The sequence below is a fragment of the Enterobacter sp. MGH119 genome (assembly GCF_001037675.1).
GTDB classification, from domain to species: domain Bacteria; phylum Pseudomonadota; class Gammaproteobacteria; order Enterobacterales; family Enterobacteriaceae; genus Enterobacter; species Enterobacter hormaechei_C.
This window is the reverse complement of record NZ_KQ089929.1, coordinates 511070-526841: the sequence shown is the minus strand read 5'-3', so window position 1 is coordinate 526841 and position 15772 is coordinate 511070. Positions and strand designations below refer to the sequence as shown.

The 15772-nt window shown below is 58.8% G+C and carries 12 protein-coding genes and 2 tRNA genes; 9 read left to right on the top strand and 5 right to left on the bottom strand.

Annotated elements, in window-relative coordinates:
- The first annotated feature begins 3 nt into the window (after nucleotides 1-3).
- Complete coding sequence (locus SK53_RS02340) at nucleotides 4-792, top strand: substrate-binding domain-containing protein (protein ID WP_048208418.1); 789 nt, start codon at nucleotides 4-6, stop codon at nucleotides 790-792.
- Here SK53_RS02340 and SK53_RS02335 read toward each other — a convergent pair.
- Nucleotides 764-1666: an L-proline-binding transcription factor PsrA gene (locus SK53_RS02335; protein ID WP_003859540.1), complete on the bottom strand. Its 903-nt coding sequence runs from the start codon at nucleotides 1664-1666 to the stop codon at nucleotides 764-766. The genes SK53_RS02340 and SK53_RS02335 overlap by 29 nt on opposite strands.
- Before the next feature lie 266 nt (nucleotides 1667-1932).
- On the opposite strand from SK53_RS02335, the gene mtfA reads away from it, so the two are divergent.
- Entirely contained in the window at nucleotides 1933-2730 is a 798-nt protein-coding gene (gene mtfA / locus SK53_RS02330) for a DgsA anti-repressor MtfA (RefSeq protein WP_003859539.1), read from the top strand.
- A 3-nt stretch (nucleotides 2731-2733) separates the two neighbouring features.
- Here the strand turns inward: mtfA and SK53_RS02325 are convergent, their stop codons facing one another.
- A complete protein-coding gene (locus SK53_RS02325) occupies nucleotides 2734-3933 on the bottom strand; it encodes an MFS transporter (RefSeq protein ID WP_048208416.1) in 1200 nt (399 codons plus the stop codon).
- A gap of 138 nt (nucleotides 3934-4071) precedes the next feature.
- On the opposite strand from SK53_RS02325, the gene SK53_RS02320 reads away from it, so the two are divergent.
- The 6 genes from SK53_RS02320 to SK53_RS02295 all read left to right on the top strand — a co-directional run bounded on the left by SK53_RS02320 (nucleotide 4072) and on the right by SK53_RS02295 (nucleotide 12281).
- Nucleotides 4072-5814, top strand: coding sequence for an IucA/IucC family protein (locus tag SK53_RS02320; RefSeq protein ID WP_048208415.1), 1743 nt, complete (start codon nucleotides 4072-4074; stop codon nucleotides 5812-5814).
- Nucleotides 5814-6761, top strand: a complete 948-nt coding sequence (locus SK53_RS02315) for a GNAT family N-acetyltransferase (RefSeq protein ID WP_003859536.1) — start codon at nucleotides 5814-5816, stop codon at nucleotides 6759-6761. Before SK53_RS02320 ends, SK53_RS02315 begins: the two co-directional genes overlap by 1 nt.
- Entirely contained in the window at nucleotides 6758-8500 is a 1743-nt protein-coding gene (gene iucC / locus SK53_RS02310; RefSeq protein ID WP_075262505.1) for an IucA/IucC family protein, read from the top strand. The genes SK53_RS02315 and iucC overlap by 4 nt, the downstream gene beginning before the upstream one ends.
- Nucleotides 8497-9822, top strand: coding sequence for a lysine N(6)-hydroxylase/L-ornithine N(5)-oxygenase family protein (locus SK53_RS02305; protein ID WP_048208413.1), 1326 nt, complete (start codon nucleotides 8497-8499; stop codon nucleotides 9820-9822). Before iucC ends, SK53_RS02305 begins: the two co-directional genes overlap by 4 nt.
- A gap of 26 nt (nucleotides 9823-9848) precedes the next feature.
- Nucleotides 9849-12038 carry a TonB-dependent siderophore receptor gene (locus SK53_RS02300; protein WP_023324924.1) on the top strand — a complete coding sequence of 730 codons (2190 nt, stop codon included), beginning with the start codon at nucleotides 9849-9851 and terminating at the stop codon, nucleotides 12036-12038.
- 167 nt (nucleotides 12039-12205) lie between these two features.
- Nucleotides 12206-12281 (top strand) — tRNA-Asn (locus tag SK53_RS02295).
- 99 nt (nucleotides 12282-12380) lie between these two features.
- On the opposite strand, the gene cbl is transcribed toward SK53_RS02295, so the two are convergent.
- The gene (gene cbl / locus SK53_RS02290) at nucleotides 12381-13331 is read right to left on the bottom strand and encodes an HTH-type transcriptional regulator Cbl (protein ID WP_003859532.1); all 951 of its coding nucleotides are present in this window, start codon (nucleotides 13329-13331) and stop codon (nucleotides 12381-12383) included.
- A gap of 96 nt (nucleotides 13332-13427) precedes the next feature.
- Nucleotides 13428-14345: a nitrogen assimilation transcriptional regulator NAC gene (gene nac, locus SK53_RS02285; RefSeq protein ID WP_003859531.1), complete on the bottom strand. Its 918-nt coding sequence runs from the start codon at nucleotides 14343-14345 to the stop codon at nucleotides 13428-13430.
- 320 nt (nucleotides 14346-14665) lie between these two features.
- Between nac and SK53_RS02280 the strand changes: the two genes are divergently transcribed.
- Nucleotides 14666-14741: transfer RNA gene (locus SK53_RS02280), tRNA-Asn, on the top strand.
- Between the two features lie 92 nt (nucleotides 14742-14833).
- Here the strand turns inward: SK53_RS02280 and ldtA are convergent.
- Nucleotides 14834-15757, bottom strand: a complete 924-nt coding sequence (gene ldtA, locus SK53_RS02275) for a L,D-transpeptidase (protein WP_003859528.1) — start codon at nucleotides 15755-15757, stop codon at nucleotides 14834-14836.
- Nucleotides 15758-15772 lie beyond the last annotated feature (15 nt).

Below are 15772 nucleotides of genomic sequence, written 5' to 3'. Positions count from 1 at the left end.
CTCATGCTTACATTCAGAACGGTGATTGCCGCCCTGACCTTCGCCACCCTCAGCGCGGGCGCGCTTGCGCAGGATGTGACGGTGATGATTTCTGGCGGCTTCAAAGCGGCGCTGGAGAAGCTGACGCCGCAGTACGAAGCGCAAAGCGGCGACAGGCTCATTGTGATCTCCGGCCCGTCGATGGGCAAAACGCCGCAGGCCATTCCGGCCCGGCTCGCCCGGGGCGAAAAAGCGGACGTGGTGATTATGGTGGGCGATGCGCTGGCGAAACTGGAACAGAATCGCAGGACGGCGGCGGGCTCCCGCGTGGAGCTGGCGGATTCGCCCGTCGGGATGGTCGTCAAAGCGGGCGCGCCGGTGCCGGATATCAGTACGGTGCCTGCCCTGCGGCAAACGCTGCTGAAGGCGCATTCCATGGCTTATTCCGACAGCGCCAGCGGCCGGTATGTTGAGAGCCAGCTGTTCCGTAAGCTGGGCATAGACGGCCAGGTCCACGATAAAGCGCACCGGGTTGAGCGTATCCCGGTGGCGTCTGAAGTGGCAAAAGGGAAATACGACCTCGGCTTTCAGCAGGTGAGCGAGCTTCTGCCGGTCCCGGGGGTGACGTTTGTCGGTAAGTTGCCTGACGACATGCAGTACATTACCCGTTTCGCCGGAGCCGTAACGCAGAAGGCCGACCATCCTGAACAGGGAAAAGCGCTGCTGACTTTTCTCGCCTCGCCACAGGCCGCCAGCGTCATTACGGCAACGGGCTTAACGCCCGTCAGTGCACCTCGCGATACTGCTCGGTAATCAGCGTTTCGAGTTCGGCAGCAATATAGGACTGGATCCGACCGCGGCGGCGGATCAGCCCCACGGTTCGCCTGACTTCAGGCTCGGTTAAAGGTACCGACGTCAGCAGCGAATGCTCTGCGCGGGGCATTGACATGGCGGGAACGGCCGCAATGCCGATCCCGGCTTCAACCATCCCCAGCATGGTCGTCACGTGCCGCGTTTCGCAGATGCTGGGGCGCTCAGGCCGAATATGCCCGACCCGCTGGTCGAGAAGATTGCGGTTGCCGGAGGTCTTATCCAGACCGATATAATCCTGCTGATAAAAAGCCTGCCACGTCAGGCTTTTTCTTTTTGCAAGCGGGCTGTCGCGTCGGCAGGCGGCCACGTAGACATCCTCCACTAGCGGGACAAACTCGATGTCGGGCTGCAAACTCCGGGCAAAGCAGATACCAAAATCCGCCTGTCCGCGGGTGACGGCCTCGATAACATTTCCGGCGCTGCTGTCGATCAGTTTTATGCGCACGCGGGGGTAACGGGACTGAAAGCGGCGGATCACATCCGGCATAAAGTAACAGGCGGCTGACGGCACCGTCGCCACGGTGATCAGCCCCGTGCGCTCTTCGCTGGCCTTATCGATATCCGAAAGCATGGACTCCACGTCAGCAAGCAGTTGCCCGCACCGGTCGGCAAAGGTCTGTCCATACAGGGTCAGCGTGACGCGCCGGGTGGTTCTGTCGAACAGTTTTGTCCCCAGTGCCGCCTCCAGCTTTTCAATTCTGCGACTCAACGCCGACTGGGAAAGGCAGATAGATTCTGCCGCAAGACGGAAATTGCCGTATTCCAGTAAAGCGCGGAAGGCATAGAGATCGTTGAGGTCAAAATTGACGGGCATACTGACGGGATCCTTAAGCATGGTAGGGTAAGAAGAGATTTATCATAGCCGCGCACGACATACTTCACAAAATGAAGGGGATACCCCTAAAGCGCTATCAACCTGACGGCACATAGTGATAGTTTATGCGGGCTGGATTCCTCTTAAACAGGCCGCCACTCTGCATGCAGCCGATGAGGAGTGTCATACTGCTTAAGAGAGTATGTTGGCATGCTAACAGCCCCTGACCTTTCCATTTTGTTCACGTGCGAGTAACGAGCAAAGCGATGATTAAGTGGCCCTGGAAAACGAACGACGCTGGTCGAAATATGGCGCTCCCCTGGGATGAGGCTCTGGCGATCCCCGTGCTGGCGAATCTCTTGCCTGAAGAGCAATCAAAGCTGATTCAGCTGGCCGAGCGTTTTTTACAGCAAAAACGGCTGGTACCGCTACAGGGCTTCGAACTGGATCCGCTTAAAAATTCGCGCATCGCCCTGCTCTTCTGCTTGCCGGTGCTGGAGCTGGGTATCGAATGGCTGGATGGCTTCCACGAAGTGCTGATCTACCCGGCGCCGTTCATCGTCGATGATGAGTGGGAGGATGACATCGGGCTGGTGCACAACCAGCGTATGGTGCAGTCCGGGCAGAGCTGGCAGCAAGGGCCAATCATCCTCAACTGGCTGGATATTCAAGACTCGTTCGATGCCTCGGGCTTCAACCTGATCATTCACGAAGTGGCGCATAAGCTGGATACCCGTAACGGCGATCGCGCCAGCGGCGTGCCGCTGATCCCGCTGCGTGAAGTCGCGGGATGGGAGCACGACCTGCACGCGGCGATGGAAAACATTCAGGATGAGATCGACCTGGTGGGTGAAAGCGCGGCCAGCATTGATGCCTACGCCGCGACCGATCCCGCCGAGTGTTTTGCGGTGCTGTCCGAGTATTTCTTTAGCGCACCTGAGCTTTTTGCCCCGCGCTTCCCGGCGCTGTGGCAGCGTTTTTGCCAATTTTATCAGCAGGATCCACTCCAGCGTCTGCGGCAAAGTGAGGACGCAGCCAGCACATCCTCTCATCCGTTCCACTAATGTTTAAGGGGTACGATCGGTCGATCGTACCCACACGCTCACCGCGAGAAACAGCAGGGCCATTCCCCATGCGGCAGTAATCAAAAACTGCTCACCGTAAAAGCGCGTCACCACGGGTACCAGCAGCGCGCTGGCCCCGTAGCCCAGCGTATGGCTGGTGGCGATCACCCCTGCGCCTTTGCCCGTCGTCAGCCGATCGTTGAGCAAAAGCTGGTATCCCGGCGTTGCCATGGCGGCCCCCAGCGAAGTGATGACAATGCCCACGTAGAACAGGGCTAAACTGGCGAGAGACATCAGCCCAAGACCCGCCACCATCAGCACTGCGGCAATTAAGAGTAAAACTCTCGGGGTAAAATGCTGCGGGCGTACCACCAGAAACTGCGCCGCCAGGGTCGCCAGGGCGGCCAGACTTAGCAGCAGCGCGACATGATGGCTGATTTGCACGGCATCGCCATTGAATAACGGATGAAGATGCGGCGATAAGCCAAGCTGCATCAGGCTGACCAGCGCTGCCAGCAGCAGCGCCAGCACCAGGAAAGGCAGCATGGAGGCCTGTAACCGCGTCGACTGGTGCGCCACCGGCGGCAGCGGGGGATCGGCGGCTTCGCGCAGCACCAGCAGCAGCGCAATCAACGGCGCCAGCGCCATCAGCCAGAGCGGTGCGACCGGGCTGACGCCGAGCATCAGCGCGGCCAGAGGCGGTCCCAGCAGACGCCCGCAGCTCAGGCCAGAGCTTATCGTCGCCAGCGCCACCATCCTTTTATCCAACCCCGCGCGTTGAATGGCCCACGTCTGGGCCGCAGGCACCAGCCCTGATACCGTCAGGCCGTACAGCATGCGCGACAGAACCAGGCCCGCCATTCCCCAGAGGGCATTCAGCGCGCCGTTCGCCATCGCCCAGACTACCAGCGCCATCACGACGAAGCTCGCCAGGTAGCCGCCCAGCGAGGCCAGCATAACGATCTGACAGCCGTGCCGCTCGCTCTGGCGTCCCCACCAGGGCGATGCGGGTAAAAAGAGCATCGAGCCGAACATCAACAGCCCGGCCCAGACGGAGAGCGACAATCCGGTCAGGGAGACCAGCTGCGGCAGCATGACCAGCAAACCGTTTTGTCCAATACCTAATAAACCGGCGCCCAGTGCCAGGGGCCAGTTAGCTTTGGGGGCCACAACGTCAGTGAGATTCTCGGTACGGGTGCGCATAAAATTGTGAAGATAATGTCAATAAATGTGTGGAAATTATGAAGTTTATGAAAACAAATATTGCAAAAATAGTTGCCACTGTAAACAGAATGAATATCATAACGAGAATTATTATCAGTCATGGAATGAGGTACAACTATGCGTACTCTGCCCCGCTCCGCCGGTACAGATGTTGCGGCCCAGTGTTTTTTGAACGCGCTGCTGCGCGAAACGAAGGACTGGCACTATCTTCCCGCAACCCGTGCGGATGAGTTATCACTGATTCATATCCCGCTCTCCCCAACCCAGGCCATTCGGGTTCCGGTACGCTATTTCTCCCCCACACAGCATCACCAGTATCTTTTCCCGGCAACGCTGATTCAGGCCGACAGCGACGGCGGTGACACGGTCACATTCCATCAACTGATTGATTTAATTATTGAAAAAGAGACGGTTAAAGGCGCTCTGGATGCCGATACGCTGGCTCGCTTTAAGCAGCGCGTCCTGGAAAGCCATACACACACCTGGCAGGCCATTGATTTACGCCACAACTGGGCAAACCTGCGCGATAAGCCGCTGACCTTTGCCGAAGCGGAACAGGCGCTGCTGGTCGGCCATGCTTTTCATCCTGCCCCAAAGTCGCACGAGCCGTTTAACGAGGCCGAGGCGCGTCGCTATCTGCCGGATTTCGCCTCCCGCTTCCCGCTGCGCTGGTTTGCGGTTGAGCATGAGCTGATTACCGGCGACAGCCTGAATGTCTCCCTGCGGGAACGTCTGCTGCGCTTTGCAGCGCAGAGCGCGCCGGCTCTTCTCGGTCACTTCACCGACACCTGCTGGCTGCTGCCGATGCACCCGTGGCAGGCCGACTATCTGCTGGAGCAGGACTGGTGCCAGCGTCTGGTAGAAAAAGGCGCGCTGCGCGATCTGGGCGAAGCCGGTGCGCCATGGCTACCCACCAGCTCTTCCCGCTCGCTGTACAGTGAAACCAACAGCGACATGATTAAGTTTTCCCTGAGCGTGCGGCTGACCAACTCCGTGCGCACGCTGTCGGTGAAAGAGGTTAAGCGCGGCATGCGCCTGGCGCGGCTGGCGAAAACGGCACGCTGGCAGGAACTTCAGGCGCGCTACCCGACCATGCGTGTGATGCAGGAAGACGGCTGGGCGGGGCTGCGCGATGAGCACGGCGTCATTCAGGAAGAGAGCCTGATGGCCCTGCGCGTCAATCTGCTGTTCGATACCCCTGAAACGCAAACCAACGTGCTGGTGAGCCTGACCCAGGCCGCGCCGGACGGCGGCGACAGCCTGCTCGGCGCGGCGGTGCGTCGTCTGAGCCAGCGTCTGGACTTACCCCTCGCCCAGGCCGCGCGCTGCTGGCTGGACGCCTACTGCGACCGCGTATTGCTTCCGCTGTTCAGCGCCGAGGCGGACTACGGTCTGGTCCTGCTGGCGCACCAGCAAAATATCCTCGTTGAGATGCAGCAGGATTTCCCCGTTGGGCTGATCTACCGTGACTGCCAGGGCAGCGCCTGGACCGAAGGGGCCGACGCGTGGCTGAATGAGGCAGGTGAAACCGAAGTTGAAAACCGCTTCGGTGAGAGCCAGCTGCTGCGCTACTTCCCTTATTACCTGCTGCTGAACTCTACCCTTGCCGTCACCGCCGCGCTCGCCGCTGCCGGTTTCGACAGCGAAGAGAACCTGATGTCCCGCGTGCGTGACGCGCTGGCCGAACTGCGCACGACGGCGAAGCAGACCCGCAGCCTTGATTATGTGCTCGACAGCCCGACCTGGAACTGCAAAGGCAACTTCTTCTGCTATCTGCACGATCGCAACGAAAACACCATCGTCGATCCGGCGGTGATCTATTTCGACTTTAGCAACCCGTTTTACAAGGAGAAGGCGTGATGGCAAACGCGAATATCGTCCATTCCGGCTACGGCTTTCGCTGCACGGTCACGGAACAAAACCTGCCGCTGACGCTGGGTCTCGACGGCTGCGCGGTGCTGGAGCGGCTGACCGGGCTCCCGGACGGCTGGCTGGTGGACGCCCTCGACCAGCTGTTTGTTGCCGCGCCCGCCCTGACCGGCATTACCCTGCCGTGGGCAGCCTGGCAGGATGAACCTCAGGCGCAGGCGCTGTTTAGCCTCGTTCACGGAGATTATCTGGCGCGTGAAATTTTCTGGCAGCTGCCGCTGTGGCTGAAAGGCGAACGCCCGCAGGCGAGCGGCGGAATGCAGTTTGACGAAAGCCGTCAGCTGTACTTCCCGCTGCGCCCTCACCGCCCACAGGGCGAGGTGTATCGCCGTTACGATCCGCAGATTAAGCGCACCCTGAGCTTCCGCGTGGCGGACGTGGCGCTGGACGGCGAGCGTTTTACCCGCTGGATGAACACCCCACGCGTGAACGCTTTCTGGGAGATGGCCGGCCCGCAGGCCGAGCAGGAGAACTACCTGCGTCGCCAGCTCGACTCGACCTATTGCTATCCGGTGATCGGCTGCTTTGACGATCAGCCATTCGGCTATTTTGAACTCTACTGGGCGGCGGAAGACCGCATTGGCCGCCACTATCGCTGGCAGCCCTTTGACCGCGGGCTGCATATGCTGGTGGGCGAAGAGAACTGGCGCGGAGCGCAGTATATCCGCAGCTGGCTGCGCGGCCTGAGCCACTATCTGTATCTCGATGAACCGCGCACGGCGCGCATTGTGGCGGAACCGCGCTTCGACAACCAGCGTCTGTTCCGCCATCTGGCGTCCGCCGGTTTCGACACAGTGAAAGAGTTCGACTTCCCGCACAAACGCTCCCGTCTCATCATGAGCGAGCGTCATCGCTTCTTCCACGAGGTGGAACTGTGAACGCGCTCTGGCAGAAAGTGAACCGCGAGATGGTGGCGAAGATCCTCGCCGAACTGGAATATGAACGCACCCTGCGCGCCGAGCCGGATTCGGCGGACTACTGGCGCATCAGTATGGGCAACGCGTGCTGGCAGTTTCGCGCCACGCGTGGGATCTGGGGCTGGCTGCATATTGACCCTGATACCCTGACCACCACCAGCGGCGCGGCGGTCGAAGCGGAAAACGCGCTGCTGCAACTGGCCACCGTGCTGGAGATGAGCGACGCGCAAACAGCGGAGCACATGGAAGATCTCTACGCCACGCTGCGGGGCGACATGCAGCTGTTGCAGGCGCGTGAAACGCTGGATGCCGATGCGCTGATCCACCTTGACCCGGACGAGCTACAGTGCCTGATGCGCGGTCACCCGAAGTTTATTTTCAACAAGGGACGCCGCGGCTGGGGGCTGGATGCCCTGCGCCTGTACGCGCCGGAATATCGCGGGCGTTTTCGTCTGCACTGGGTCGCCGTGCAGCGCGATCGTCTGGTCTGGAGCAGCGACACCGATTGCGATATTAACGCCCTGCTCTCCAGCGCCATGGACGATGCCGAGCGCGAGCGGTTCGACGCCCGCTGGCAGGAGCTGGATCTGGATGATAGCTGGCTGCCGGTGCCGCTGCACCCGTGGCAGTGGCAACAAAAAATTGCCATTCATTTCCTGGCGCAGCTCGCACGCGGTGAAATGGTGGAGCTGGGTGAGTTCGGCGATGAGTATCTGGCGCAGCAGTCCCTGCGCACGCTGACCAACGCCAGCCGTCGCGCGCCGTATGACATCAAGCTGCCGCTGACCATCTACAACACCTCCTGCTATCGCGGTATTCCGGGCAAGTATATTGCCGCCGGTCCGCTGGCCTCGCGCTGGCTACAGCAGCAGTTTGCCAGCGATGCCACGCTGATTCGCTCCGGGGCGCAGGTGCTTGGCGAACCCGCTGCCGGATATCTGTCGCATCCGGGTTATGCCGCATTGCCTGAGGCGCCGTACCGCTATCAGGAGATGCTGGGGGTGATCTGGCGCGAGAACCCATCCTGCTATTTACAGGATGGTGAACAGGCGGTGCTGATGGCGGCGCTGATGGAAACCGATAATCAGGGGCGCCCGCTGATTGACGCATGGATCAAACGCTCGGGGTTAACCGCTGACGCATGGCTGGAAAAGCTGTTTGAGGCGACGGTGATCCCCTTCTATCACCTGCTCTGTCGCTACGGGGTGGCGCTCATCGCCCACGGCCAGAACGTCACGCTGGTGATGAAAGATTACGTTCCGCAGCGCATTTTGCTGAAGGATTTCCAGGGCGATATGCGCCTGGTGGATGAAGATTTCCCGCAGGCGCAGAGCCTGCCGGAGCAGGTAAAAGCGGTGACGGCGCGCCTCAGCGCGGATTACATCATCCACGACCTGCAAACCGGCAACTTTGTCACGGTGCTGCGCTTTATATCCCGCCTCACCCTGCAATGCGGCGTGAATGAAACCCGCTTCTATCAGATCCTGGCGCTGGTGTTACATCGTTATATGGCCGCCCATCCGGATCTTGCGGCGCGCTTCGCGAAGTTCGACCTGTTTAAGCCGCAGATTATTCGCGTGATCCTCAACCCGGTCAAACTGACCTTCTCTGAACACGACGGCGGCAGCCGCATGCTGCCGAACTACGTCTGCGATCTTGATAACCCTCTTTTTCTGGCCTCCCGGGAGTCAGCGCAATGAAAACCTATGATTTCATCGGCATTGGTATCGGTCCGTTCAACCTCAGTATTGCCGCGCTGGCGGAGGGGCTGGACGGTTTTAGCTCGCTGTTTCTTGAACGCAAGCCGCACTTCTCCTGGCACCCGGGGATGATGGTGCCGGACTGCCATATGCAGACCAGCTTCCTTAAGGATCTGGTCAGCGCCGTAGAGCCAACCAACCGCCACAGCTTCCTGAACTACCTGGTACAGCGCAAAAAGTTCTACCGTTTCCTCACCACCGAGCAGCGCACCGTGTCGCGCGAGGAGTTTGCCGACTACCTGTGCTGGGCGGCGGATAACCTCACCAACCTGGCCTTCAGCCAGCAGGTACAGCAGGTCAGCTTTGATGAGCAAAACGGCCTGTTTGAGATCGTGACCCAGCGGGATCGCTTCCTGGCGCGGCACGTCTGCGTGGGGATTGGGAAGCAGATCAATCTGCCAGACTGCGTCACCGCGCAGGACGATACCTGCTTCCACGCCAGCGAAATGATGCTGCGCACGCCGGATTTAGCGGGCAAGCGCGTCACCGTCGTCGGCGGCGGCCAGAGCGGTGCGGATCTGTTCCTGAATATCTTCCGTGGGGAATGGGGCCAGCCGCTGAGCCTCAACTGGGTGTCGCGCCGCAACAACTACAACGCGCTGGATGAAGCCGCGTTTGCTAACGAGTATTTCACGCCAGAGTATGTGGACAGCTTCTCGACCCTCGGTGACGACGCCCGACGTCAGATGTTGCAGGAGCAGAAAATGACCTCCGACGGGATCACCACCGAGTCCCTGCTGGCGATTTACCGCGCCATGTACCACCGTTTCGAAGTGCTGCGTGAAAAACCCTGGGCGCACCTGATGCCGTCCCGCTCGGTGACGGCGCTGACGCGCCAGGAAACCGGACATCGCCTCAGCATCCAGCATCACCTGGACGGCGGGCGCGAACAGCTTGAAAGCGACGTGGTGATTTTCGCCACCGGCTACCGCGCCGTGCAGCCCGCGTTTCTCGCCCCGCTCTCTTCCCGACTGCGTCTGGATGAGGATGAAGCCTTCTGCATCAACAACGATTTTACCCTTGAATGGGACGGCCCGCAGAGCAACCGCCTGTTTGCCGTGAATGCCGGGATGCACCGTCTCGGTATTGCCGAACCCCAGCTCAGCCTGATGGCCTGGCGCGCGGCGCGAATTTTGAATCGCGCTCACGATGACGAGCCGTTTGAGCTGGCAACCACCCCCGGCGTGATCCACTGGCGGAGCACCACCAGCCCGGAGAGCAGCCAGGTTTTTAAATCATTAATAAAGACCACCGAGTACTGACACACACATTCAGGATCAACATAACAATGAAACGTTCTCATCTTTGGGTTTTAAATCCGTGCTTGCTTGCCATGCTTTCTACCTCTGCGTGGGCGGAAGAACAAAAGGAAGAAGATATTGTGGTCTCCGCCAGCCGGGCACATCGCAGCGTGGCAGAGATGGCGCAAACCACCTGGGTTATTGAGCGGGCGGAAATTGAGCAGCAGGTTCAGGGCGGGAAAGAGATTAAAGACGTTCTGGCCCAGCTGATCCCCGGCATGGACGTCAGCAGCCAGGGACGTACCAACTACGGCATGAACCTGCGCGGTCGCTCCATGATGGTGATGGTGGACGGCGTACGTCTGAACTCGTCCCGCAGCGACAGCCGCCAGCTCGACTCTATCGATCCGTTCAACATTGACCGCATCGAAGTGATCTCCGGCGCCACCTCGCTGTACGGCGGCGGCAGTACCGGCGGGCTGGTGAACATCGTCACCAAAAAAGGCCAGCCGGAGACCGAAGTGGAGTTCCAGACCGGGGCAAAAAGCGGGTTTAACAGCCATAACGACCATGATGAGAACGTCTCCGCAGCCGTGAGCGGCGGCAATGACAACGCCTCTGGTCGTCTGTCGGTCTCCTATCAGCGCTACGGCGGCTGGTATGACGGCAACGGCGACGAGGTGATTATCGATAACACCCAGACCGGCTTGCAGTATTCCGACCGTATCGACGTGATGGGGACAGGCACCATCAACATCGACGATCATCAGCAGCTCCAGTTAACCACGCAGTACTACAAGAGCGAATCTGACGGCAAGCACGGCCTGTTCCTTGGGGAGAATTTCGCTGCGGTCACGGGCGATGCCAAAGCCTATAACAAAGACAACCTGAACTCTGACCGTATCCCGGGCACAGAGCGTCACCTGATCAACCTGCAATACTCGAACACCGATTTCTGGGGTCAGGATCTGGTTGCGCAGATTTACTACCGTGATGAGAGTCTGACCTACTACCCGTTCCCGACGCTGAGCAAAGGCGCGGTGACCAGCATTGGCGCGTCCCAGCAGAAAACCGATTTTTACGGCGGCAAGCTGACGCTGAACAGCAAGCCGATGGACGACCTGACCCTCACCTGGGGCGTGGATGCCGACCATGAAACGTTCGATGCCAACCAGCAGTTCTTCGACTTAAGCAAAGCGGCGGCGAGCGGCGGCATGGAGCTGGACAATGCCTACAACGTGGGCCGTTATCCGGGTTACAGCATTACCAACCTCGCGCCGTTCCTGCAAGCCAGCTATGACATTGACGCCATCACCCTGAGCGGCGGCGTGCGTTATCAGTACACCGAAAACAAGGTGGACGATTTTGTCGGTTACGCCCAGCAGCAGGCAATCGCCACGGGCAAAGCCACCTCCGCTGACGCGGTGCCGGGCGGGAAAACCGACTACAACAACTTCCTGTTTAACGCCGGGATCCTTGGACGTCTGACCGAACAGCAACAGCTGTGGTTTAACTTCTCCCAGGGCTTCGAGATCCCGGACCTGGCGAAGTACTACGGCTCCGGCACCTATCAGCTGGTCGATGGTCACTATCGTCTGCAAAACAGCGTCAATGTGAACGACTCAACGCTGGACGGGATTAAGGTCAATGCTTACGAGCTCGGCTGGCGCTTCACCGGCGATAACCTGCGTACCCAGGTGGCGGCATACTACTCGCTCTCGGATAAAACCATCACCATCAACAAGAGCGACATGACCATCAACCTGGAGGACGACAAACGTCGTATCTATGGGGTTGAAGGCCAGGTGGACTATTTCTTCACCGACAGCGACTGGAGCACCGGGGCGAACTTTAACGCCATCAAGTCCGAAACGCGTGAAAACGGGAAATGGGAGAAGCTGACGGTCGACAGCGCCAGCCCGTCTAAAGCCAGCGCATGGGTCAACTGGGCGCCGGGCGACTGGACGCTACGCGTGCAGAGCACACAAACCTTTGACGTGTCTGACGCCGACGGTAAGAAGATTGATGGCTATAACACCGTTGATTTCCTGGGTAGCTACGCCCTGCCGGTGGGCAAAGTCAGCTTCAGCGTGGAGAACCTGCTGGACAAAGACTACACCACCGCCTGGGGCCAGCGCGCACCGGGGCTGTATAGCCCAACCTACGGCGCACCGGGTCTTTATACTTATAAAGGCCGTGGACGTACGTTTGGTCTGAACTACTCCGTTCTGTTCTGATCCTGCGCGCCGCCTGTCTGCGGGCGGCGCGATTTGCTGTGCAATTTGAAAGCAAATTTGCTATTAAATCATCGGTTTGCTGAAATTGTCGACAAACGAACAAAAACGGTGTTTTCCCCTTTGACAAGGCGCACGCAGGTCGATAATATGCGCCTCGTTCACACGATTCCTCTGTAGTTCAGTCGGTAGAACGGCGGACTGTTAATCCGTATGTCACTGGTTCGAGTCCAGTCAGAGGAGCCAAATTTGAAAAGCCTGCTTTTAAAGCAGGCTTTTTGCTTTTGTGGGTTCGGTAAATTTGCCGGGTGGCGGCTGCGCCTTACCCGGCCTACTGATTAGCGACTAAATCTGATAATCAATCGCCACCTCTTCCGGCTCCATCACCTGGCGTTTGATCTCATCCACCGACAGCCCCGCATTGCATAGCTCAATAAAACGCCACACGTAGTTACGCTGAAGCTGCCCGCGCTTTAGCCCCAGCCAGACGGTATTCGCATCGAACAGGTGACGCGTATCCAGACGCACCAGATTTCCGGCCTCATATTCTCCGCCAGACTGCTCGGCCACCAGGCCAATCCCCAGCCCTAACTCGACGTAGGTTTTGATCACGTCGGAATCCTGCGCGCTCAGCACCACGTCCGGCGTGAGCCCTTTACGCTTGAACGCTTCATCAATGCGCGAGCGCCCGGTAATGCCCTGCCGGTAGGTAATCAGCGGCCATTTGACGATCTCTTCCAGCGTCAACGGCGAAACCTGATTCAGCGGGTGATCGGCGGGTAACAGCAGGCTGTGGTGCCAGCGGAACCACGGGAACGCCACCAGCAGCGGGTCGTTGCTCAGCCGTTCACTGGCGATACCGATATCGGCTCCGCCGTTATGCAGCAGCACTTCGATTTCCTGCGGCGTGCCCTGGATCAGTTCGAGACGTACGTCCGGGAAGATCTCACGAAATGCTTTGATAACCGTCGGAAGACTGTAGCGCGCCTGTGTATGGGTGGTGGCGATAGTCAGCACACCGGAAGCGTCGTTGGTAAAGAGATCCGCCAGCCGGCGAACGTTGCTGGCCTCGTTGAGAATGCGCTCAGCGATGGTCAGTAATGCCTTGCCTGGCTCGGTCATACCCAGCAGGCGCTTGCCGCGACGGATAAAAATCTCAATGCCTAACTCCTCCTCCAGCTCGCGGATATGCCGGCTGACGCCCGACTGAGAGGTGTAAAGCATATTGGCGACTTCGGTCAGGTTGTAATCCCGCCTGGCCGCCTCACGAATAATTTTAAGTTGCTGGAAATTCACAATTCACTCCGGCGCATCTGACATAAGGCTATTGTTAGAGTCAGCCGGGCTGGAGAACAAATAATAAAAACCAGCATCTTATGCTTATTTGGAATATCAGCTGACCAGTTGCAGCTCGCGATTTTCCAGCGACGGCTTACTGACCAGAGACATCAGGATCTCTTTCACCGCCTGCGCCTGCGGTGACAGGGAGCCGCGCGCGGACATATTTAACGACAGCGGTAAGCTCATGGATGGCGTGGTGATACGCGCCATCCAGCCGTTTGCCGCGCTGCACAGTGAACGTGCGGCAGACTCGGGCAGAACCGTTACACCCATGCCGCTGGCAATGGCGGCAGTCAGCGTGGAGATGGAGTCGATCTCGCCGATGATCTTCGCCGTCAGACGGCGCAGCGAAAACGCTTCGTCAACGCGCACGCGCACGGCACTGTAGTCGCGCGGCAGAAACAGGTTCATCTCTGCCACAGCGGTTAAATCAATGCTCTGGCCAGGGCAATCACGGGTACCGACCAGATAAAGATCTTCCTTCAGCAGCGGCTGGCTGGTGATCCCGGCAACCGGGGAGCGATCGTACAGCACCGCCATATCCAGCTGACCGTTGAGCAGTTTGTCATTGAGCACGGAACCACTGTTCTCATGCAGATAAACCAGCACTTCCGGTAGCTCTGCGCGCACCGCCTGAAGCAGCGGCATGGTTACCGACGATGCGGCCGTTCCCGGCGCCAGCCCGATGGAGACATGGCCACTCAGGGTCTGACCCACATTGTGCACGGCCAGCTGCGCCTGTTCACACTGACGCAGGATCGTGCGGGCATGGGTATATAAAATTTTTCCCGCTTCGGTAGGCGTTACGCCGCGCTTGGTGCGGATCAACAGTTGCTGGTCCATTTCGCCTTCCAGAGTCGCGACCTGCTGGCTCAGCGCAGGCTGCGCGATATGCAGCACTTCAGCCGCCTGGGTCAAGCTGCCGATATCGACGATTTTTACGAAGTATTTCAGTCGTCTTAAGTTCATGTTGCCCCCTGTTCGAAAATAGCGTGCCGGTAACGGCTGTGTTGTTAAACAGGTTTTGCAATATGGATGCCAGTTTTTTGCAGCGGGTGTATGTCTCTGCTAAGCGGCTGAAAATAAGGAAAGCCAATCACTGATGCCTGTTTTGAGATGGGGACAACGGTTTCCGATCTGCCCCATTCGGGGTATATCTGCACAATAATGGTGCATTCCGTTGGCAAAAACGTCACTTTGCTGGTTTTGTCAGCAAACAGTCTAAAGTGGGCGATCCATCCTTTGACAAGGCGTACGGAGGTCGATAATATGCGCCCCGTTCACACGATTCCTCTGTAGTTCAGTCGGTAGAACGGCGGACTGTTAATCCGTATGTCACTGGTTCGAGTCCAGTCAGAGGAGCCAAATTTGAAAAGCCTGCTTTTAAAGCAGGCTTTTTGCTTTTCTGCGTTCGGTAAGTTTGTCGGGTGGCGCTCCGCTTACCCGACCTACGGTACTCAAGGCCCGGCAAGCGAAGCGCTACCAGTCATAGCAAGCTTCACCGGCATCCCCGACCGCCGTTCCAGTTCAGCGCCCGCCCCTTCACTTATCAGCTGCGTCCTTTGTGCGGCTGAAATGGGCAGCGGCACCTTATTTGTCGATTCAAATTCCGCGCGATTGCGTGAAAGCGGCTCGTGAACCTCTACCCAACGGCTACCGTCCGGCTCCGTGGTCACTTTTACGGGCTGATCGATAAGCTGTACCCGCGTCCCCACCGAAACGTTATCGAACAGGTATTTGATATCGTTATTACGCAGGCGAATGCAGCCCTGGCTGACGCGCAGACCAATGCCGAAATTTGAGTTAGTACCGTGGATCGCGTACAGCCTGCCGATATAAAGGGCATACAGCCCCATCGGGTTATCCGGCCCGGCGGGAACGAACGCGGGCAACGTTTTCCCTTCCTTCGCGTAAGCGCGTCGCGTATTTGGCGTGGGTGACCAGGTTGGGCCTTCCTGTTTGCGCTCAACGGCGGTTACCCAGTTACGCGGCGTTTCGCGCCCGGCCTGACCGATGCCAATAGGCAGCACCTCAACCGTGTTGCTGCCGGGTGGATAATAGTAAAGTCGCATTTCCGCGACGTTCACCACAATTCCCTCGCGCACCGTTGGCGGCAGAATAAGCTGCTGGGGTACCACCAGCTGTGTTCCGGCTCGCGGTAAAAACGGATCCACCCCCGGGTTGGCTTCCAGCATATTGCTCAACCCCTGTCCGTGCTGCGCTGCAAACGCTTCGAGCGGCAGAGTATTGCCCTCAGGCACGGTGATGGTGATCGGCGCCCCCACCAGGCGGCTGCCCTCCGGAGGGAGGGGGTAGGTTACAGCAGATGCAGCGGGAACCAGAATACCAAGCGTAAAAACGAACGAGGCAAATCGAATCATAGTGTTCTGTACTCA